The sequence below is a fragment of the Paraburkholderia sp. CNPSo 3076 genome (genome assembly GCF_026343935.1).
Taxonomy (GTDB): Bacteria; Pseudomonadota; Gammaproteobacteria; order Burkholderiales; family Burkholderiaceae; genus Paraburkholderia; species Paraburkholderia nodosa.
This window is the reverse complement of record NZ_JAPMAL010000020.1, coordinates 64,275-83,294: the sequence shown is the minus strand read 5'-3', so window position 1 is coordinate 83,294 and position 19,020 is coordinate 64,275. Positions and strand designations below refer to the sequence as shown.

The following is a 19,020-nucleotide window of genomic DNA, read 5'->3' as shown; positions in this document are numbered from 1 at the left end:
TCGTCTACAGACCAACGATACGCCTACGAGTCGCGCGTTCCGATCCGAATGTTGCGCTCTAATTCGGCGCGCGCCACGGGGTGAATGCCACACGAATGTCACGGCAAGAAACGGGTATCTACGCGGGTTGCCGGTCGATATCGTTCATTTCAGGCGGAGCAATCCTGCTTCGCCATGAATCGAGATCAGCAAGGAGTCGAACATGTCGATGGAAGAGGACAACAAGGCGATCGTTGGCCGCTGGTTCACGCGTTTCTGGGGCGAAACCTGCGACCTCAGCGTCGTCGACGAGCTAGCCGCGCCGGACATGCTGCTCAAGTATTCGCTGCACGAGCCGCGCCGCGGCCGCGAGGACATCAAGGCGTTCATGACCGGCTTTCGCGCGGCATTCCCCGATCTGAACTTCTGGGGCGCCGCCGGCCTCATCGCCGAAGGCGAGTTCGTGGTGGGTCAGTGGGAAGGCGGCGGGACCCATTCGGGCCCGGCGTTCGGGGACTTTCTCGCGGGATCGTTGCCGGCGGCGAGCGGCCGCAAGATGCATTTCACCGGCACGACGGTGTTGCGCCTCAAAGACGGCAGGATCGTCGAGGAGATCGGGCTCGACGACGGCGTAACCGCGCTCACGCAGCTCGGGCTCATCAAGCGGGCCTGACCGCGCCACCAACGCAACGTCTCACATAGGGAGTCGAATCATGTCACCGCTTGCTCCGCTCCTCCCCCTTCACGCGCTCGCCGCTCAGCGCGGCGACGGGCTGCGGCCTGAACTTCTCGCACTGTTCTTGCGCCATGTCCAATCCGATGCCGGACTCAGCGCGAGCATCGATCCCTCATGCGTGGAAGACAGTCAGGCGCCGCCGCAATGCGCCACGACGTTGGACTGCGCGTCGAGCCACACGGGAATGGCATCGAGCTTCGCGCCGGCGCACGGGCCTTCGATGCACTGCCCGTCTTCGAAGCGAAACAACGCGCTGTGATGCGCGCACATGATCACCTGTGCGCGATACGTCGGCACACGGCCGGGCTCGTAGTCGAGCGGCACCGAGAAGTGCGGGCAGCGGTTCGCGTACGCCCATACTTCACCGGCCCGCCGCACGACGACGACCGGCCGCCCCGCCAGCGCGGCGTCGATCACGCGCGCGCCGCCGTCGGGCACGTCGTCAAGGCAACACAGGCTCACGGTCAGCATGGCTCACACTCTTTGCTCAGGATTGCCAAGATTCCAGTCCCACGGACGGATCTCGACGTGTTCGAACAAGCCTGCCAGCGTATAGGGATCGTCGCGGACGAAGCGCATCACGTCGTCGTATCCTTCCGCCTCGATCACGAGCAGCGTGCCGTTGAGCGCGTCGCAATGCGGCGCGAGCGTCGAACCGCCCAGCCGCACGAACACCCCGCGCTGCGAGGCCGCGCGCAGATACGTGCGATGCACCGCACGTACGCGCTCGCGGACGTCGCGCATGCCGGGCTTGTCGGTGGCGAATACGGCGTAGTAACGCGTGTGCGGTCTCATGCGCGCTCCAGCGCGAAGTCGTAGCGCGCCTCGCAAAAGCCGCCCTCGAAGCCGAACTGCTGCGCGGCCGCCCCGTCCGCCGCGTGCTCGCGATAATCGACGAGCAGCGAGGGCTTCACGCCGAACACCGCGTCCGAATCCAGATACGGGTCGTTCTGATTGAACAGATGCGTCACGAGCGTGCTGTGGCCCGGCGCCGTGATCATGAAGTGCAGATGGGCGGGCCGCCACGGATGCCGCCCCGTGGCGTTGAGCATGCGGCCCACCGGGCCGTCGGTCGGAATGGGATAGCACACGGGCACGATGGTGCGGATCGCGTAGCGGCCTTCGGCGTCGCTGCGATAACGGCCGCGCAGGTTGCCGTGCGGCTGTTCGGTGTCCTGCCCCGAGTACATGCCGTTGTCCGCCGTCTGCCACACGTCGAGCAGCGCGTTCGCCACGGGCTGGCCGTCGGTCGTCAGCACGCGGCCATGCACGAGCGCCGGCGTACCCGGCGTGAACGCCATGTTCTCGCCATAGGCGCGTTCCGGCATGCCGTCGATGTAGAACGGGCCGAACACGGTCGTATCGGTCGCGCCGGAAGCGTAGCGGTGATTGATCGCGTCGACGAGCATCGAGACGCCCAGCGTATCGGAAAGCAGGATGAATTCCTGGCGCACGACGTCGTCGCACATCTGCCCCGTCTCGGTCAGGAAGCGAATCGCGGCGAACCACTCCGCCTCCGTCGGCTCGACTTCGCGCACGTAGGCGTGCAAGTGCCGCACAAGGCTTTGCATCAGCTTGCGCAGGCGCGCGTCGGGTGTGTTCGCGAAGCGGCTCACGACCTGTTCCGTCAAGGCGCGTTCGGCTTCGGTGCCATGTATCGACATGGTTGTCTCCTTTCCATTGTTGTGTGCGCCACGCACGCGGCGTGGCGCAACCCGACTAGCGCGGCGCCGCGCCTTCCCACGCCCGTTGCAGCAGCGCACGGATAGCCGCGCGCTCCAACGGTCGCGGATTGGGGTAGGCATTCGTGCACGCGAGATCGGCCGCTTCGTCGAGGCCCGCTTCGGGCATGCCGATTGCCTCGAGCGACAGCGCCATGCCAAGCGACTCATTCAACGCAAAGAGCCGTGGCCCGGCTTCGTCCGCATGCGCGCCGCCGAGCGCACGCGCCACGCGCTCGAGCGCTTCTGGCGCGGCCGCGTGGTTGTAGTGCGCCGTATGCGGCAGCATGACCGCATGCGTTTGCGCGTGCGGCAGGTTGAAGGTGCCGCCGAGCGTGTGGCAGAGCTTGTGATGCAGCGCCATGCCGACAGCGGCGAGGCAACTGCCCGCGAGCCACGCGCCGTAGAGCGCGCGGCTTCGCATCGCCGCGTCGTCCGGGCGACGCACGACTACCGGCAGCGCTTCGCCCAACGCGCGAATCGATTCTTCGGCCATCAGGCTGATCACCGGGTTCGCGTCCTCGGCATAGAGTGCCTCCACCGCGTGCGCCATGGCGTTTACGCCCGAAGCCGCCGAAATGCCGGCGGGTAGCGAGACGGTGAGCGACGGGTCGTAGATCACGGTGCGCGGCAGTACACGCAGGTCGCGCCCGGTCTTTTTCAGGCGCCCTTCGGTGAGCCCATAGATGGGCGTCATCTCTGAGCCCGCATAGGTGGTGGGCACGGCGACGATCGGCAGCGCCGATTCGAGCGCGATGGCCTTGCCAAGGCCGATGGTCGAGCCGCCACCCACGGCCACGCAGCACTGCGCGTCCAGTGCCGCCGCCTTCTCGCGCGCGGCACGCGCGACCTCCACCGGCACGTGCATGACCGCTTCGGCATGGATGCCCGCGGCGCGCTCGCCGAGCAGGCGCGCGACTTCTTCAGCGAGCGGCCGCTGCTCGGGCGTCGAGAGGATCAACGCGCGGCGCGCGCCGAGCCGGTCCACTTCTTCGGGCAGCCGCGCGAGGTTGCCCCAGCCGAACACCACGCGCGACGGCAAGCCCTGATAAACGAAGCGATCCATACGTACCTCAACGTTTGAAGTGCGGCGGCACCTGGGCGTCCACGTTGACCCACACCGAGCGGGCCTCCGTGTAGTCGTGCATCGCCTCGAAGCCCATTTCGCGGCCGTAGCCCGATTGACCGACGCCGCCAAACGGGCTGCCCGGATTCACGCGCTTGTAGCAGTTCACCCAGCACATGCCCGCACGAATCTTGCCCGCGATGCTGTGTGCGCGCGAGAGGTCGCGCGTCCACAGGCCGCTGCCGAGACCGTAGTCGGTGCCGTTGGCAATGGCGAGTGCCTCTTCGTCGGACTTGAAGCGCAGCACGGTCGCGAACGGGCCGAACACCTCTTCCTGCGCGATACGATCGTCCGGCGTCTTCGCCTCGATCACGGTGGGGCGCACGTAGTAGCCGTTGGCGAGCGCGGGATCCTGCGGCACGCTGCCGCCCGTGAGGACGCGCCCGCCCTGCTCGCGCGCCACGTCCACGAAGGCCTTCACGCGCTCCAGATGCTGCAGCGAGGTGAGCGGCCCCATTTCTGTTTCGGGGTCCAAAGGATTGCCGACACGAATCGAAGCGGCGAGCGCGACGAAGCGCTCAAGAAATTCGTCGGCAATGCGCTCGTGCAGCACCAGACGCGAGCCCGCAATGCAGGCCTGCCCCTGGTTGTGGAAGATCGCCCAGGCCGCACCATTGATGGCGGCGCCGAGATTGGCGTCGTCGAACACGATATTGGCGCCCTTGCCGCCTAGTTCGAGCTGCACGCGCTTCAGGTTGCCCTGCGAGGCCTCCACGATGCGCCGCCCCGTAGCCGTCGACCCGGTGAAGGCGATCTTGCCCACGCCCTCGTGCTCCGCGAGCCGCTGCCCGGCCGTATGCCCGTAGCCCGGCACGATGTTGACGACACCGGCGGGAAAACCCACTTCCGCCATCAGTTCGACAATGCGCAGCGTGGAAAGCGGCGTGATTTCGGAGGGCTTCAGCACGACCGTGTTGCCGGCTGCGAGCGCCGGGCCCATCTTCCAGCTCGTGAACATGAGCGGGAAATTCCACGGCACGATCTGGCCCACCACGCCAATGGGCGCGCGCTGCACATAGTTGAGAAAGCCCGTCTCGACCGGAATGACCGAGCCTTGCAGCTTGTCGGCCATGCCGCCGAAGTAGCGGAAGCACGCCGCCGTGCGCGGCACGTCCAGTGTGCGCGAGTCGCGGATCGGGTGCCCCGTGTCGAGCGATTCGAGTTGCGCGAGTTCTTCGCCGTTCGCTTCGATGGCGTCGGCGAGACGCAGCAGCAGGCGGCCGCGCTCCGCGGCCGGCGTCGCCGCCCACTGCGGGAAGGCGCGCGTGGCGGCGGCCACGGCCAGATCGATGTCGGCGGCGGTGGCTGCGGCGATCTTCGTGATCAGCGAGCCGTCGTGCGGATTGAGCACGTCGATGGTGCCGCCCTCGACAGCGTCAACGAAGCGGCCGTCGATGAACAATTGCGTTTGCATGAGTAAATCCTCGATTGATGCTTAGGCGTACTGTGTAGCTGCCAAACTTGATCAGAAGTCGACCGGATACGGCTTGAGTTCGCCGCTCTCGTAGCGCTTGGGCAAACCGGCGGTCGCGTTCTCCCACACGAGCAGCATCGAACGCTTGGTCGAATAGCCCTGGTGACGAATATCGGCGGGCATCGCGCAGATGTCGCCCGCGCGCATGGTGATGCGGGCGCGCGGCGCGCCGGTGTTCTTGTCGCCGATGTCCCAGACGATCTCGTCGGAGAGCTGCAGGAACCACTCCACGCGGTCGTTGCCGTGGAAGACCGGCAGGATGTACTCCTCCGTGGTCGGGCAGAACAGGCTCTGGCCGCACACCGAAGTGACCGAAGGATTCCACGTCACGTCCGAGCGCGAGAGGTACTTGAAGAGATTGAACGCGTGCAGCTCGCCCTCGAAACCGGGCTCGGCGTGCACTTCGGGGCTGTCCTGAGGCACGTCGGCGAAAGCGCGGTTCACGGGCAGGTCGTCGCGCAGCGGCGAGTCGCCTTCGAGGCCCGGCATGCGGCGCGTGGCGATGCGCGTGCGCTCGATCGCGGCGTCGTTGTCCCCATGCTTGCGGCCGAATGCGGTGCCGGTTTCCTCGGGCGCGGCGAACGGGTCGAAGCCTTCGTTGGTCCAGTCGTGCAGGATCGCCTTGAAGGTCGCCATGATGGTGGGCGTTTCGAAGGTCTCGATATAGTCCACGCCGGCGTCTTTCATGATGCCGTTGAACGAGCCCGCATACACGTCCACCTTGCCGTAGTGATTGCGCGTGCCGAACACGTGGTCGAAATTCACCCAGCCATAGAAGAAGCCCCAGGCCACGTCGCGCATCATGGCGCGCAGGAACGCGTCGGCGGGGATGGCGTGGGTGCGCGTCTGCCCCTTCGCGGGCCACAGCACCTTCACAAAGTATTCGTCGCGCGTGAATTCGAAGGCGCCGAGCGTGTAGCGGCGATAGCCGGTCACGGCGTCGGGCTCGCTCGCGCGTACGGTGTCGGCCGCAAAGCCTGCGGAATGGTCGAGGGTTTCGAGGGTGGCCATTTGGTGTCTCCAGTAGTCGGGTGATCGGTTAGCGCGTGGTTTCAGTGCAGGCAGATATCGGCCCACTTCTGCACGGACAGTTCACCGGCCATGGTCTGCACTAGCGCCACGCCAGCCTGCTGCGCGCTGAAGCGATACGCGCAGCCCGCAGGCAGCAGCGCTTGATGCCCGCGGCGCAGCACCACGTGGCCCATCTTGCGGCCCGCAGGCTGCTCGCCCGCGTCGACCGTGCCCGTACCGCCCTTGGGCGGCGTATCGAGCTTGATGAAGTCGATACGCACTTCGCCATCCATCAGGATCACGAACTCATCGTGCGCGCAGGCGAACCAGCGCGACTGTCCTTCCGTGCGCAGCACCTCGATCACGTAGTCGAGGTTCTTGCCGACCACAACTTTTTCGTAGGGCGCCGAGCTTGCGGCGACTTCGAAGACGTTCGAGAAAACATAGTGGCGGGCGTCGCCGCTCGTAATTTCGATCTCGCCCTTGCGGTACTGCTCGAGCGAGCCGAAGACGGTGTGGAATGACGAATCGGTCATGGCTGTCTCCTGTTTTGGAAGGTGTCGTTGGAATCAACTTTAGGAGCGCTGCGCGGCGGCAACAACCGGCAACCAGGCGACTACGGCATTCGCGTTTCGCGAAGAATCGCGGCAGGCGGTCGTCGCAAGCCCTAGCGCACCCAGCCGCGCTCGATCAGCGGCACGTCCCACGCGGGCTCGGGGCCCAGATACTCGGCCAGAAACTCCACCAGCGCCTTCACTTTCAGGGCCTGGCGCTGCGTGGAGGGATACACGGCGGCAAAGCTCAACGCCGAAAGGTGGTAGTCGGTGAGGATCGGGACGAGCGAGCCGTTGAGGAGCGCCTCGCTCGCCACGAGCGTAGGCAGGCACACCACGCCGCCGCCCGTGAGCGCGTAGTCGCGCAGCAAATGCACCGAGTTCGAGCGGATCATGCCGGGCAACTCCATCTCCACGACTTCGTCGCCGCGTGTCATCGTCCAGCGGTTGCGCGAGGGATAGCCCGAATAGAGCGCCGTGGTGTGCTGCAGCAATTCGCGCGGATGCTGCGGCGCGCCATGCTCTTCTACATAAGCGGGCGTGGCGCAAAAGAGCCGCCGCACCGAAAAGAGCCGCCGCTCGATCAGCGAATCGGAAATCGGCGGGAAGATCTGGAAAGCGACGTCGAAGCCTTCTTCGATCGGATCGACCACGCGGTCGTTGACGATCACATCGAGCTGGATGCCGGGATAGCGGCGGTTGAACTCGGCGAGCGGCGCGCCGAAATGGCCCAGCGCGAAGCCCGGCAAGATCTGGATGCGCAGCCTGCCAGTGGGCGTGGCGCGCAGCTCGCGCATCTGGTCGGTCAGCTCGTTCACACGCCCCACCACCTCCGCGCATTCACGATAAAACGCCTCGCCGACTTCGGAGAGGCGCACGTGCCGCGTGCTGCGATGAAAGAGCGGGGCGTTGACGAACTTCTCCAGTTGCTGGATGCGGTTCGTCACGACCGAACTGGTCACGCCGAGTTGCCGGGCCGCCTCCGCGAAACTGCTCGTTTCCGCCACGCGCACAAAGGCTTCGATGCTCAGGAATCGGTCCATGCTCCTCTCGTCTTCTCGGGTTCGGGCCCTTCAAGTATAGGGCCCGCCTCCAGTCGCTCGCGCCGCTCCTGCACGGGCGGCGCGGGCGCAGAAGACGACACGGACGGCGCGCGCACGCTACTCGGCCTGGCCCGCTGCGGGTAAGGGCGCGGCGGGGACAGCTGGGGCCGCGGCCTCGCTGCGCCGCAGCTTCGCGGGGGCGGTTTCCTTGAGGAAGAGGCTCACCAGCACGCCGAGGAAAACGGCGCCGATCGGCAGCCACAAAATGTTCTGGATACCGAAATGCGCTGCAACGAATCCGGCGAGCGCGGGCGCCACGCCGCCGCCGAAGATTTCGCCCGCGCCCACCACGAGGCCGATCGAGGTCGAGACCATGCCAGCCGGCGCGGCTTCGGTGGCCACCGGCCCAGAGAGCAGCGAAACGAGGCCGAGCGTGAAGAACGACGCCGCGAACAGCACTACGAAGAGCGCGAGCGGTTGCGCGCCGAGACCGCGAAACACGATCAGCATGACAGCGGTGCCCACGAAGCCGATGACGCTCGCCAGACGCCGGCCCAGCAGATCCGAAAGCCCCGGCAAGCCGAACTGTCCGACGAAACCGCCAAAGCCAATTGCCGAGGCCACCACGCCCATGCGCTGCATGTCGAGCGAAAGGTACTGCGTGAGATAGAGCGGCAGCATGGCGCCGAGCACGAACACGCCCGTCATGGCGCAGAACAGCGCGACCATCGCCACGGGAATGTTGTGGCTGCGGATCACGTCGCGCCAGTGGCCGCGTTCGGCCTTTGCCGCGGACGCACCCGCGTGGCGCGCAGGCGCGCCTTGCGGCTCCCGGATCACGCGGTACATCAGCAGGCCAAGAATCAGGCCCGGCACCGAGACGAGTGCGAACACCCCGCGCCAACTCATTACGCCCAGCAACTGCGTGGCGATGATCGGCGAAAGCGCGAGCCCGAACAGCGCGAAGCCGCTTTGCTGAAGCCCGAGATTGAAGCCGCGGCGCTTCGGGTGCGAGGCATCGGCTGTGGCGGCGAAGCTGGTCGGGCAGAACGAGCCTTCTGCCACGCCCATCAGCGCGCGCACGGCCAGCAGGCTCGCAAAGCCGCCTGCGAGGCCCGAGAAGCCCGAGAGCAGCGAGAACGCGATGATCGCCGGAATCAGCACCTTGCGCCGCCCCACCTTGTCGGACATGCCGCCCATGACCGCCGCGAACACGCCCCACGAAAGGCCGAGGATGCCGATGCAATTGCCGACATCCTGCGCATTGAGGTTGAGGTCTTTCATGATGGACGGGAACAGCGGCGCGATCAGCCAGCGGTCGAGGCCCACGAGGCCGAAGCCCAGCGCCAGCAGCGTCACGGCCTTCCATTCGTAGGCCGTGTCCCATGTGTTCGGTTTCATCTCTGTCTCCTTGGGCCGGCCGGATGCCGCGCCACACGCTCATGTTCGAAAACGGTGTTCGACGCGACGTGCACCGCTGCACGCTCGCAGGACGCCGTCGACATCGACGAGGCAAAGATAGCCGCAAGCGCGGCGTAATCAGTACCGGATAACGCCCGAATACGTCATTCGCGGATCGCGAATAATCGGGTGCGCAAGGCCGGCGGGCACAGCAGTTGGGACGCTGCGCGTGCGCCGCGCTGCACGTACTGGCGCGACGCGCCCACCCCAGGACAATTACGGGTAGACGCTCGCTTGCGCGCCGGGCGGTAGGCATTCAACGCATGAGTTGCACGAGTCCGAGCGCCACGCCTGGCACGAGAATCACCACCAGAAGCGCGGCGATCACGCTTTGCGCAAGTGTTCGGTATGCATGTCGCTCAAACGGCTCAGCAGGATGCCGTAGCCGGTCAAATGCCCGAGATAGACGCTCGTGAACACGCCCGTTGCGGGCAGCGCTTCGACGAGCGCATGCAGTTCCTCTCGCGTCAGCGGCGCCACGAGCAGACCTGGGCGTTCCACCCGCAGGTCGGCCTGTGAAGCCAGTTGCCGGTGCACGTCCACGAGGCGCGCGAAGCCGCGCCGGTATGCCTCTTTCCATTGCGCATCGAGCGCCTCGTATTGCGCGTTGAACGTGTCGAGCGTTTCGAGGAAGCCGACGATCGAGTCGAACAGTTCGTGGTAGCACGAAAACAGCGGCAGGCGATCGCGATTGCGCTTCAGATGCGCCGACACCCACGACTGCGCCAGGTCCGACTTGAGGAGATCGTGCGCCTGCTTCAGATTGCTGCTCGACACCCGCAGCGCAGCCGTCGCCGATTTCAGCTTCGCGCGGTCCAGCGTTTTCGTTGCGACCTCGGTGAGCAACGCTTCGGCCTGGGCGTTGCCGTCGTTCACGAGCGTGTTCGCCCAGAAGCCGTGATCGGGCGGAAAGGCAATCTGCTGGATGATGAAGCCGAGCAGCATGCCGAGCACCACGCCGATCAGCCGCTGCTCCAGCAACGGTATGTGCTCGCCCGTATAGAGCACTAGCGTCATGGGCACGGTGATGCTCGTCATCTGGAACACCGAAGGCCGGATGCGCACGATCGTGAAGATCACGAGCGGCAGCAGGATTACACCCAGCCACAGATGCGGCGCGGTTAGCCAGATCAGGAGCGTGCCGATCGGCATCGCCACGAGGTTCGACATCACGCGCTTGTAGAAGTACCCGCGCGCCGCCGAGATGGAACTGCCGAGCGCGAGCGTGAGCATGGCCGAGCCGGAGAGCGCGACCGCCGCCTCGGGAAACCCGCAGGCGTACGGAACGCCGAAGCCGATCCACATGCCGAGCGTGAGTTTCGTGTATTTCGCGAGTTCGGAGAGGGAGAAGCGTGCGAGCGCACGGCGAAACGGCGTGAGCGGTTTGTGGGCGTAGGAGATGGAGGCCATGGATGCCAGCGGTCGTTTCAGGCGGAGCGCCAATGCTAACGCGAATGACCTGACTGTTCCGGCACTCAGTCCATCCTCGACGCCTTCCCCATTATTTTGCGGCCCGGATTTTCTTTCCGATTGATCAGATCGAACATCGGCATTTTGTGCGGATGCCCGCCGTTGGGGGCTCTGCGGGCCGCGCTGTGCAAAACGCATTCCTTGCGAATTATTTTCAATTTCTTTCGCGTTTTGTTCATTTACCGTCATGTCCAACGGATGAAGTTCGTATTACGAACCCGCCTTTGCGGACGTCTCCGTATCCCTCAAGCACTGGGGTCTGCCCATGACGACAACAACGAAGGTCTCCATTTGCCTGCCGACGTACAACCGGCCTGAACTGCTGGTTCGCTGCATCGAATCGTGTCTCATGCAAACGCATGCAAACATCGAGATCGTGATCGGCGACGATTCGAGCGACGATCGCACGCAGCAACTGATCGCCTCGCGTTACGGCGACGACCCGCGCATCGCCTACCGGCGCAACGTGCCCGCGCTCGGCCAGGCGCCCAACGTGGCCAGCCTCTTCGAGCGGGCGAGCGGAGACAAGATCCTCCTGATCCACGACGACGACTACCTGCTCGTGCACTGCATCGAGAAGCTGCTCGCGCAGTGGCAGCGCTATCCGGATCTGGAAGTGGCGTTCGGCGATCAATACGAAACCGATCACGAGGGGCGCATCATGCACGCGGCTAGCGAACGCATGAACATCGCCTATCAGCGCACGGCCAGCGCCGCGGGGCTGCAACACCCGCCGGGCCGCGTGGGTATCGTGCAGATGTTCCCCAACAATGGCTGGCTCGCCGATGCGGCGCTCGTCAAGCGCATTGGCTACGACGACCACTACGGCACCTGCTGCGATTACGTGTTCGGCACGCGCCTGTGCCTGGCGGCAAAACGCGTGTGCTACGTGAACGAATACGTCTCGTGCTATCGCATCACCGACGTTTCGGTATCCCAGGCGACGCGCACGAGCATCAACGCCTCGTCGATCTCGGCGTGGCGCTTTCTCAAGAGCCTCGCGCTGCCACCCGAACTCGAACCGGCTCGCAAGCTTGCCATGCGCCGGCTCGTGCCGATCGTGGTCTCGCTGCTCGCGCGCAATCGCGAGGCGCGCGCCGGGCTGCAGCTCGCGCTCGGCAATCTCTACGCGTACCGGTTCGGCTTCAGCCCGCGGCTCTACTACCACCTGCTGATGATCTGGAAAGCCACGCGGCGGCCTGGCACGGAGTCCGTCGCCCTATTGGGCATGAAGGACGAGCAAGTCGTGGATACGTCCCGAACGCGCATGCCGTAGCGAACGCATCACGCCGTGAACAGCGGCCGCAGGTCGGCCACGTTCGCTATGGTCGCGATCCTTCACCCAGCTCCATAGCCCCGATACCTGTTGCGCCGCGTACGAGATCGCATAGCGCGTCTGGCGTTCGTCGAGCCGCGTGAGCGCCGCGGCCGCGCCAAGCGCGCCGAACGTCGAGGCCGTGCCTTCGGCGCTGCGATGCGCGCACGAGGTCCGGGCCGAGCGCCATGAGGAGCCGGCCCGCCGTGTCGCAACCGAGCGCGACGGCACGTACGAGCGCCGCGCCGGATGCGCCCTGCGCTTCGCCTAGCGCGAGTGCGGCGGGCACCGTCGAGCAGCCGGGGTGCGCCTTCGTGACGGGCTCGAAGTCGTCGGTTTCGTCGGAGTGCGCGCGCATGGCGTTGGCGAGCGCGGCGTTCACCGTGCTCGTGCGCAGATCCGAGCCGACGACCGAGGCCTGCGGCGCGCCGCCGAGCGTGCGCACGTATTGCGTCGCCAGCATGCCGGGACGCATGCGCGAGCCTGAGACCATCGCGCCAAAGGTATCGAGAATGTGGTTCTTGCATTCGACCAGCACGGCATCGGGCAACGGCTGGTCGCGCGCAGCGACGATGTAGCGCGCCAGCTGCGCGGTCATGCCGGTGTCGTCCGGCGACGGCGAGGGTGAGGCCTCAGCGGCAAACGCATGCTTTGCGCCGACGACGGGCAGCATGCTGCACGCCGCGACGCACTGAAGCATGCGGCGGCGCGAAGGCGAAGGCGTTATTGGCATCGTTATCCGTTCGGCATCCGTATTTAAATCGTTTTATCCGGCGCGGCTCATGCGGTAATCGCTCCCGCGTCGAAACGGTAGGCCATCAGCGCGGCCAGCCCGCGCCGTCCGTCTATCGACGCCGCTGCGCTCGTGAAGCCGTGCTTCGCGAGCAGGGCCGCTTCGATGGCGTCGGCGGCCGCCTTGCCGGTTTCCAGCGCACCCATGGCTTCGCCCACGTTGCGCGCAAGCCCTGCGGCCTGCGTGGCGGCGATGCCGAGCGCGTGGCGCGTGCGCAGCGCGTCGAGCCCGAGCAGGCGCGCAGCCGCGAGCGTCGCCCCCACGATGCCGAGCGACGCGGCCACGTTCCAGCGCGCACGAAACGCTTCGTCGTCCACGGCGGCGCCCAGACGCGCCGAAGCGCGCGTGCCAACCGCGACGGCGGCGGCGATGTCGTCGTCGGCGGCTTCGAGAGACTCACCTAATGCAAGCGCTGCCGCCACGGCCGGCGCGGCGGTCGAACCGGCATCCTGCGTGGCGAGCACGGCGCCGAGCTGCCATGCGCGCGAGCGCGCATCGGTGGCCTGCGCAAGCATGGCGCTCAGCGGGCTGGCGTCGCGCGGCTGCGCGGCGCAGCGGCGCGCGTTCGCCATGGCGCTGCGCGCGGCTTCGAGTTCGCGCGCGCCAGGGTTCGCCGCGGCAAGCGCCACGAACGCATCGGCAACGGCGGAATGAGCGGCGGGGTTATGCATGAACCAGATCCTTGTTCGGCGTGCAAAGGGCGAAGAACGCATCGAGACTGGCGGCGCGCTCCACGTTCGCGACGGCAGCGGCAACACGATCCGCCGCGCCCGCGCCAAGTCGCGGGTCGATCAGCAGACGCACCTTGTCGAGCAGTTCGTCGTCGGTCAAGGGTCGCGCGAGACTGCCGCGCGCATGTTCGATGTGATGTGCGACCACGCTGCCGTCGTGAAGCCGTGCTTCGATGTACGCCTCGTCGCGGTTCACGGCGGCGTCGGGCGCGAGCGTCGTCTTCGCGCGCAGCGCCGTCACGTCGTCGCGCGTCACGCGGCTGTCGTCGTATTGCGCGAGGCCCACCTGGCCGTCGCACAGCGCGGCGGCCACACCATGGATCGCGCTGAAGCGCGCCTGCAGGCCGTCACGAGGCTGCGGGTTGCCCATCAATTCCGGCACGAGCGGATGGCAGCGCAGCACGATCGCGTCGATCGAACCGGCATCCGCAATGCGCTCCACAATCGCGAGGCCGGCATCGATGGCCGGATGTGCGACGATCCCGCACGGATACGGCTTGTAGGTGTTGAACAACAACTCCCAGCGCTCGCCGAAATCGCCGTTCATGCGCTCGAAGACCACCTTCGTCGAGAGCGATCTCGCGTAACCGCCCGGTGCTTCGAAAATGTCCTCGGCGGCGCGCTGCCCGTGCTGGGCGAGCCGTGCCGCGTCGATGCCGTTGGCAGCCGCCTTGCCGGGATGAAAAGGCTTGGTCATGGTGCCAAAGGCCTCGCGCTGCCCGACGAACATCGAGGCGGCAATCGATGCGGCTTCCTTGAGTTGGACTTCGTCGAGACCGAGCAGCAGCGCCGCCGTCACCGCACAACCAATCGCGCCGCACGTGCCCGTGATATGCCAGCCCCGGTCGTAATGCTCAGGCGAGATCGCCACGCCCACGCGCAATTGCGCCTCACAGCCCAGCGCGAACGCCGTGAGCGCCTGTGCGCCGGTGGGCCGCGTTTGCGGCGCGAGCGCGGTGAGCACCGCGAGCGTGGCCGCTGCGGGATGGATCACGGTGGCAAGATGCGTATCGTCGAAATCGTCGAGGTGGCCGGCGAAGCCGTTCGCCAGCGCGGCGAAATGCACGTCGATGCGCTCCGTGCGGCCCAGCACGCCCGCCTCATGTGCGGCGCCGAGATCACGCGCGGTAGCGAGTATCGCCTCCACGCCCGGATGCATGCAGGCGCCAATCGTTGTGCCCGCAACGTTGATGAACGAGCGCTTCGCTTCCTTCAGGACATCGGCGGGCAAGGGACGCTGTGCCAGCGCATACAAGCCCTGCGCGAATGCGGCGGCGATGGAACCACTCATTGCGACAACTCCTCTAGAGGTACACCGTTGGTTTTCGGCCCCCACACGCCAACCGCCACGACGATCACGACCATGGCCGACGAGATCAGCAGGAACACCGCGGGCACGCCGTAGTGCTTGAGCAGCGCCGCCACCCAGAAGCCGACGAAGATCGAACTCACCCGGCTCCAGCTGAAGACGAACCCCACGGCGCGCGCGCGAATGCGCGTGGGATACAGCTCGGCCTGATAGGTGTGGAAGATGCCGATGAGCCAGTTATTCGCAATCGTCACCGCGCTGCCGAACAGCAGGATCGGCACGGGGTCGCGCACCTGGCCGAACATCACGCCCGCCACGGCCACAACGATGGCGCAGCCCACCAGTTGCCACTTGCGCTGAAAGCGTTCCGCGCACGCCATGGCGCCAATGGCGCCGAGCGGGGTCGTGATGGCGATCACCATGGTGTAGAGCAGCAATGCGTGATCGTGATGCTCTTCGAGTACAGGAGCACCGGCACCCATGCCCCGAAGCCGTACACGCCGAAGGTCTGGCAGAAGTTGAACAGCGACAGCATCACCGTGCGCTTGAAGTAGCGGCCCTGCCACATCTCGATCCACGCGCCGCGCGCCTCCAGCTGGCTCGCAGCCGGGCCTTCGGGCGGCTCGGCGAGCGGCTTGCCGGTTTCGGCGACCACCTTGCGCTCGATCTCGTCGACGATCTGGCGCGCCTCGCTCACGCGCCCCTTGCTCTCGAGCCAGCGCGGCGATTCCGGCAAGCCGTGCCGAATGAACCAGATAAACACCGCGCCGGCCGCGCCGATGATCATCACCCAGCGCCAGCCTTCCATGCCGAGGAACGTGCGCGGCACGAGCGCATAGGAGATGACCGCGACCACAGGGACCGAAGTGAGAATGACGAGGATGCTGAACGCCGGGTAGCGCCCGCGCGCATCGCGCGGCGGCGAATGCTGGAAAGCGGCGATGAAGCTCGCCACGGAGTACGTCAGCATGGCGAACGTGAACACGATGAGCCGCCCGAAGCGGTCGGTGACGCCGCCCAGCGCCACCGTGCCGACGAACATGCCCGCGAAGAACGAGCCGAGAAAGCTGGCGAAGCCGTTCACATCGAAGAGGCCAGCGGTGGTGGCGCAGTACAGCCCGCTGTGGATGAGGCCCAGCGAAATATAGGCCGCCATGAACATTTCGTAGAACTCGAACCATCCGCCCACCGCGATGCGGGCGACGAGCCCGCGGAAGTACCGCGTGGGCGGCAGCCGGTCGAGCCGCGCCGAGACGCTCGCCTCGACGTGCGTTGAGCCGGCAATCTCAGTTCCCATGTACATGGCGTCTCCTTGCCTGACGGGTAGCCGATTGAATTGTTATTTAGTGTCGACAGTTAGATTCGGTATATGGCGATTCTTCGTTTGGCACAGTGACATTCTCGCCTTAGTGTATACACTTAAATAGCCGGCCTGCGACTTCGAAGGCGAAGCCGGTACTGGATTTGTTACAATCTGCGGCGCTGCGCCCGGTCGCGGCGCCTCGGGGGGAAAGCGCATGGATGAAGATGTCGGCGTAATGGCCGCCCCGGAAACGGGCGAGCAGTCGAGCGTGGCCGAGATCGTCGACTGGGTGGCGCGCGGCATCATCGAAGGCCGGCTGCGTCCCGGCGACGACCTGAATTCGGTCGATCTCGCCAAACGCTTCGGCGTGAGCCGCACGCCCGTGCGCGAGGCGCTTTTCGCGCTCACGCGCGAAGGACTCGTCGACTGGTCGCCGCGCCGCCGCCCGCGCGTGGCCGCCATGCAGTTAAAGGAAGTGCGCGAGATCTACGCGCTGCGCGCCCTGCTCTACGGTCAGGTGTCGCTCGCGATCGTCGAGCACGCGACGGACGAGGACATCGCCGCGCTGTGGCGCGCGCATGGCAAGCTGGCCGAAGTCGCGGCCAAAGGTGACGTGGACGGCTACTTCTGGGCCAACGTCGCGTTTCGCGACGAGGAACTGCGCGTGAGCCGCAACGGCATCTTCAAGGAGGTGCTGGACTCCATGCGCATGCGCACGAACCGCCTGCGCCACCTGAGCACCTCGCTGCCGGGCCGCTTGCAGCGTTCCTGCACCGACCACCAGCGGCTGTGCGAGGCCTACGCCGAACGCGACGGGGTGCTAGCCGCGGCGCTGAACCGTTCGATCGTGATGGGCGCCCTGCATGCGATCGAAGCGGCCTGGGACAGCCTGCGCTGAGCGCGGGCCCTCGCTTGGCCCCCTTTTATTAGCGCGGGTGCCGCGTCGAACGGGGCCTGTGGCCCTCCCCACCAGGCTTGCCGAAAGGCCGGGGATACAACATACTTGACGATTCGACCGAATTCCTTCCGCATTCTCGTTCTACCGGGTTCTTTCTCATCATGAGCACAATTCTTGAAAGCCTTCCGACCGGCCAAAAGGTCGGTATCGCCTTCTCCGGCGGCCTCGACACCAGCGCCGCGCTGCACTGGATGAAGCTCAAGGGCGCCGTGCCTTACGCCTATACGGCGAACCTGGGCCAGCCCGACGAAGACGACTACGATTCGATCCCGCGCCGCGCGACCGAATACGGCGCCGCCGGTGCACGCCTGATCGACTGCCGCGCGCAGCTCGTGGCGGAAGGCATCGCCGCCCTGCAGTGCGGCGCGTTCCACATCTCGACGGCCGGCGTGACGTACTTCAATACGACCCCGATTGGCCGCGCTGTAACGGGCACGATGCTCGTGGCGGCGATGAAGGAAGACGGCGTCAACATCTGGGGCGACGGTTCGACCTACAAGGGCAACGACATCGAGCGCTTCTACCGCTATGGCCTGCTCGTCAACCCGGACCTGAAGATCTACAAGCCGTGGCTCGACCAGCAGTTCATCGACGAACTGGGCGGCCGCTCGGAAATGTCGGAGTTCATGCGCCAGTCGGGTTTCGAATACAAGATGTCGGCCGAGAAGGCCTATTCGACCGACTCGAATCTGCTCGGCGCAACCCACGAAGCGAAGGACCTCGAAAGCCTGGAAAGCGGCATCAAGATCGTGAATCCGATCATGGGCGTGGCGTTCTGGCGCGACGACGTCAAGATCGACCGCGAAGAAGTGACGATCCGCTTCGAGGAAGGCCAGCCGGTCGCGCTGAACGGCCAGACGTTCCCGAACGCCGTGGAACTGCTGCTCGAAGCAAACCGGATCGGCGGCCGTCACGGTCTGGGCATGAGCGACCAGATCGAAAACCGCATCATCGAGGCGAAGAGCCGCGGCATTTACGAAGCCCCGGGTCTGGCGCTGCTCTACATCGCCTATGAGCGCCTCGTGACGGGCATCCACAACGAAGACACCATCGAGCAGTACCGCGAGAACGGCCGCCGTCTGGGCCGCCTGCTGTACCAGGGCCGCTGGTTCGACCCGCAAGCCATCATGCTGCGTGAAACGGCCCAGCACTGGGTGGCGCGCGCCATCACCGGCGAAGTGAAGATCGAACTGCGCCGCGGCAACGACTACTCGATCCTCAGCACGAAGTCGGACAACCTCACGTATCAGCCGGAGCGTCTGTCGATGGAGAAGGTCGCCTCGACGTTCTCGCCGCGCGACCGTATCGGCCAGCTGACGATGCGCAACCTCGACATCACCGACACGCGCGAGAAGCTGCGTGTGTACTCGAAGGTCGGCCTGCTCGCGCCGGGCGCCGCTTATACGCTGCCGCAGCTGAACGACGAGAAGAAGTAAGGCCTCGTCGCTTTGTGAAGAAAGGGAAGGCACTGCGCCTTCCCTTTTTTTATGTCTGCATGGGTTTGCGGCTGGCGTTCGAGTTACCCACAGATTTTGTTGGCAAGGCTGGGGACAACTCGCGTCCAACCGCACCAACCCACTGTCGCATAAGGGTTTTCGGGCGACGCATGGGGGAAAGGTGACATCGGGCAGCTCCCGCATCGGCATCGTCACGCGCCCGGTGGTCGCCACCTCCCCGGCCTTGAACGGCTTGAGCAACAGACCGCGATGGCCGTTGTCAGTACGCACGGCGCGGTACAGGCCGTCTTCGGAAAAGGTCTGCCCTGGCTTGACCGGTTGCCAGGACGTCTCTGCCTTGTGCATCGCTTCCCACTGCTCGCGCTCCTGGGGTGTCGAGGGGTAGTCGCGGTCGAACGTGATGCGGGTGGGGTTCTTGTAGTCCGAATGGAAATCGACATAGAGCAGACTGGACCGGATTCCGATGGCTTCCATCCGCATGAATGCGCCCGCATATAAATCGTAGGTGCCGGCAGAGAATTTATCGACCTGGTTCGTCTTGACCTTCAAAACCACGACACTATGCGGAGCGAGATTGAC

The 19,020-nt window shown here is 65.7% G+C and carries 19 protein-coding genes; 4 read left to right on the top strand and 15 right to left on the bottom strand.

The genetic code is table 11. From position 1 onward, the window contains the following. Positions 1–202: 202 nt before the first annotated feature. Entirely contained in the window at positions 203–652 is a 450-nt protein-coding gene (locus tag M3A49_RS23690; RefSeq protein WP_254353049.1) for an ester cyclase, read from the top strand. A 192-nt stretch (positions 653–844) separates the two neighbouring features. Here the strand turns inward: M3A49_RS23690 and M3A49_RS23685 are convergent, their stop codons facing one another. From M3A49_RS23685 to M3A49_RS23640, 10 genes are all read right to left on the bottom strand, one after another. Further along, positions 845–1,186, bottom strand: coding sequence for a Rieske (2Fe-2S) protein (locus M3A49_RS23685; RefSeq protein WP_254353050.1), 342 nt, complete (start codon positions 1,184–1,186; stop codon positions 845–847). A 3-nt stretch (positions 1,187–1,189) separates the two neighbouring features. Continuing rightward, positions 1,190–1,510 (bottom strand): YciI family protein, encoded by a 321-nt coding sequence (locus tag M3A49_RS23680; protein WP_254353051.1) that lies wholly within the window; start codon positions 1,508–1,510, stop codon positions 1,190–1,192. After that, on the bottom strand, positions 1,507–2,379 hold the full coding sequence (locus M3A49_RS23675) for an intradiol ring-cleavage dioxygenase (protein ID WP_266231267.1): 873 nt from the start codon (positions 2,377–2,379) through the stop codon (positions 1,507–1,509). Before M3A49_RS23675 ends, M3A49_RS23680 begins: the two co-directional genes overlap by 4 nt. A 55-nt stretch (positions 2,380–2,434) precedes the next feature. Further along, positions 2,435–3,502, bottom strand: coding sequence for a maleylacetate reductase (locus tag M3A49_RS23670; RefSeq protein WP_254353053.1), 1,068 nt, complete (start codon positions 3,500–3,502; stop codon positions 2,435–2,437). 7 nt (positions 3,503–3,509) lie between these two features. Further along, entirely contained in the window at positions 3,510–4,976 is a 1,467-nt protein-coding gene (locus tag M3A49_RS23665; RefSeq protein ID WP_266231266.1) for an aldehyde dehydrogenase family protein, read from the bottom strand. A 51-nt stretch (positions 4,977–5,027) separates the two neighbouring features. Further along, complete coding sequence (locus M3A49_RS23660; protein WP_028204518.1) at positions 5,028–6,047, bottom strand: hydroxyquinol 1,2-dioxygenase; 1,020 nt, start codon at positions 6,045–6,047, stop codon at positions 5,028–5,030. 41 nt (positions 6,048–6,088) lie between these two features. After that, positions 6,089–6,583: a hydroxyquinol 1,2-dioxygenase gene (locus M3A49_RS23655; RefSeq protein ID WP_266231265.1), complete on the bottom strand. Its 495-nt coding sequence runs from the start codon at positions 6,581–6,583 to the stop codon at positions 6,089–6,091. A 131-nt stretch (positions 6,584–6,714) separates the two neighbouring features. Next, entirely contained in the window at positions 6,715–7,644 is a 930-nt protein-coding gene (locus M3A49_RS23650; RefSeq protein WP_028204520.1) for a LysR family transcriptional regulator, read from the bottom strand. Between the two features lie 117 nt (positions 7,645–7,761). Continuing rightward, positions 7,762–9,045, bottom strand: a complete 1,284-nt coding sequence (locus tag M3A49_RS23645) for an MFS transporter (RefSeq protein WP_266231264.1) — start codon at positions 9,043–9,045, stop codon at positions 7,762–7,764. A 384-nt stretch (positions 9,046–9,429) separates the two neighbouring features. Then, positions 9,430–10,515 (bottom strand): FUSC family protein, encoded by a 1,086-nt coding sequence (locus tag M3A49_RS23640; protein ID WP_266231263.1) that lies wholly within the window; start codon positions 10,513–10,515, stop codon positions 9,430–9,432. A 325-nt stretch (positions 10,516–10,840) separates the two neighbouring features. Between M3A49_RS23640 and M3A49_RS23635 the strand changes: the two genes are divergently transcribed. Continuing rightward, complete coding sequence (locus tag M3A49_RS23635) at positions 10,841–11,851, top strand: glycosyltransferase family 2 protein (RefSeq protein ID WP_254353059.1); 1,011 nt, start codon at positions 10,841–10,843, stop codon at positions 11,849–11,851. A gap of 46 nt (positions 11,852–11,897) precedes the next feature. Here M3A49_RS23635 and M3A49_RS23630 read toward each other — a convergent pair whose 3' ends face one another. The 5 genes from M3A49_RS23630 to M3A49_RS23610 all read right to left on the bottom strand — a co-directional run bounded on the left by M3A49_RS23630 (position 11,898) and on the right by M3A49_RS23610 (position 16,026). Continuing rightward, entirely contained in the window at positions 11,898–12,563 is a 666-nt protein-coding gene (locus M3A49_RS23630; protein WP_266231262.1) for an MmgE/PrpD family protein, read from the bottom strand. A 107-nt stretch (positions 12,564–12,670) separates the two neighbouring features. Continuing rightward, a complete protein-coding gene (locus tag M3A49_RS23625) occupies positions 12,671–13,354 on the bottom strand; it encodes an MmgE/PrpD family protein (RefSeq protein ID WP_266231261.1) in 684 nt (227 codons plus the stop codon). Beyond that, complete coding sequence (locus M3A49_RS23620) at positions 13,347–14,705, bottom strand: MmgE/PrpD family protein (RefSeq protein ID WP_266231260.1); 1,359 nt, start codon at positions 14,703–14,705, stop codon at positions 13,347–13,349. Before M3A49_RS23620 ends, M3A49_RS23625 begins: the two co-directional genes overlap by 8 nt. Further along, positions 14,702–15,160, bottom strand: a complete 459-nt coding sequence (locus M3A49_RS23615) for an MFS transporter (RefSeq protein WP_266231259.1) — start codon at positions 15,158–15,160, stop codon at positions 14,702–14,704. The genes M3A49_RS23620 and M3A49_RS23615 overlap by 4 nt, the downstream gene beginning before the upstream one ends. Further along, positions 15,139–16,026: an MFS transporter gene (locus M3A49_RS23610; RefSeq protein ID WP_266231258.1), complete on the bottom strand. Its 888-nt coding sequence runs from the start codon at positions 16,024–16,026 to the stop codon at positions 15,139–15,141. The genes M3A49_RS23615 and M3A49_RS23610 overlap by 22 nt, the downstream gene beginning before the upstream one ends. 214 nt (positions 16,027–16,240) lie before the next feature. Between M3A49_RS23610 and M3A49_RS23605 the strand changes: the two genes are divergently transcribed. Together M3A49_RS23605 and argG are read left to right on the top strand one after the other, a co-directional pair. Next, on the top strand, positions 16,241–16,924 hold the full coding sequence (locus M3A49_RS23605) for a GntR family transcriptional regulator (RefSeq protein ID WP_266231257.1): 684 nt from the start codon (positions 16,241–16,243) through the stop codon (positions 16,922–16,924). Between the two features lie 161 nt (positions 16,925–17,085). Then, a complete protein-coding gene (gene argG / locus M3A49_RS23600; RefSeq protein ID WP_110383903.1) occupies positions 17,086–18,420 on the top strand; it encodes an argininosuccinate synthase in 1,335 nt (444 codons plus the stop codon). Positions 18,421–19,020 lie beyond the last annotated feature (600 nt).

Excerpts from the sequence above, each read along its gene's own strand:
- M3A49_RS23690 (WP_254353049.1), top strand. The coding sequence starts at position 203 with ATGTCGATGGAAGAGGACAACAAGGCGATCGTTGGCCGCTGGTTCACG.
- M3A49_RS23685 (WP_254353050.1), bottom strand. The coding sequence starts at position 1,186 with ATGCTGACCGTGAGCCTGTGTTGCCTTGACGACGTGCCCGACGGCGGC.
- M3A49_RS23680 (WP_254353051.1), bottom strand. The coding sequence starts at position 1,510 with ATGAGACCGCACACGCGTTACTACGCCGTATTCGCCACCGACAAGCCC.
- M3A49_RS23675 (WP_266231267.1), bottom strand. The coding sequence starts at position 2,379 with ATGTCGATACATGGCACCGAAGCCGAACGCGCCTTGACGGAACAGGTC.
- M3A49_RS23670 (WP_254353053.1), bottom strand. The coding sequence starts at position 3,502 with ATGGATCGCTTCGTTTATCAGGGCTTGCCGTCGCGCGTGGTGTTCGGC.
- M3A49_RS23665 (WP_266231266.1), bottom strand. The coding sequence starts at position 4,976 with ATGCAAACGCAATTGTTCATCGACGGCCGCTTCGTTGACGCTGTCGAG.
- M3A49_RS23660 (WP_028204518.1), bottom strand. The coding sequence starts at position 6,047 with ATGGCCACCCTCGAAACCCTCGACCATTCCGCAGGCTTTGCGGCCGAC.
- M3A49_RS23655 (WP_266231265.1), bottom strand. The coding sequence starts at position 6,583 with ATGACCGATTCGTCATTCCACACCGTCTTCGGCTCGCTCGAGCAGTAC.
- M3A49_RS23650 (WP_028204520.1), bottom strand. The coding sequence starts at position 7,644 with ATGGACCGATTCCTGAGCATCGAAGCCTTTGTGCGCGTGGCGGAAACG.
- M3A49_RS23645 (WP_266231264.1), bottom strand. The coding sequence starts at position 9,045 with ATGAAACCGAACACATGGGACACGGCCTACGAATGGAAGGCCGTGACG.
- M3A49_RS23640 (WP_266231263.1), bottom strand. The coding sequence starts at position 10,515 with ATGGCCTCCATCTCCTACGCCCACAAACCGCTCACGCCGTTTCGCCGT.
- M3A49_RS23635 (WP_254353059.1), top strand. The coding sequence starts at position 10,841 with ATGACGACAACAACGAAGGTCTCCATTTGCCTGCCGACGTACAACCGG.
- M3A49_RS23630 (WP_266231262.1), bottom strand. The coding sequence starts at position 12,563 with ATGCTGCCCGTCGTCGGCGCAAAGCATGCGTTTGCCGCTGAGGCCTCA.
- M3A49_RS23625 (WP_266231261.1), bottom strand. The coding sequence starts at position 13,354 with ATGCATAACCCCGCCGCTCATTCCGCCGTTGCCGATGCGTTCGTGGCG.
- M3A49_RS23620 (WP_266231260.1), bottom strand. The coding sequence starts at position 14,705 with ATGAGTGGTTCCATCGCCGCCGCATTCGCGCAGGGCTTGTATGCGCTG.
- M3A49_RS23610 (WP_266231258.1), bottom strand. The coding sequence starts at position 16,026 with ATGTACATGGGAACTGAGATTGCCGGCTCAACGCACGTCGAGGCGAGC.
- M3A49_RS23605 (WP_266231257.1), top strand. The coding sequence starts at position 16,241 with ATGGATGAAGATGTCGGCGTAATGGCCGCCCCGGAAACGGGCGAGCAG.
- argG (WP_110383903.1), top strand. The coding sequence starts at position 17,086 with ATGAGCACAATTCTTGAAAGCCTTCCGACCGGCCAAAAGGTCGGTATC.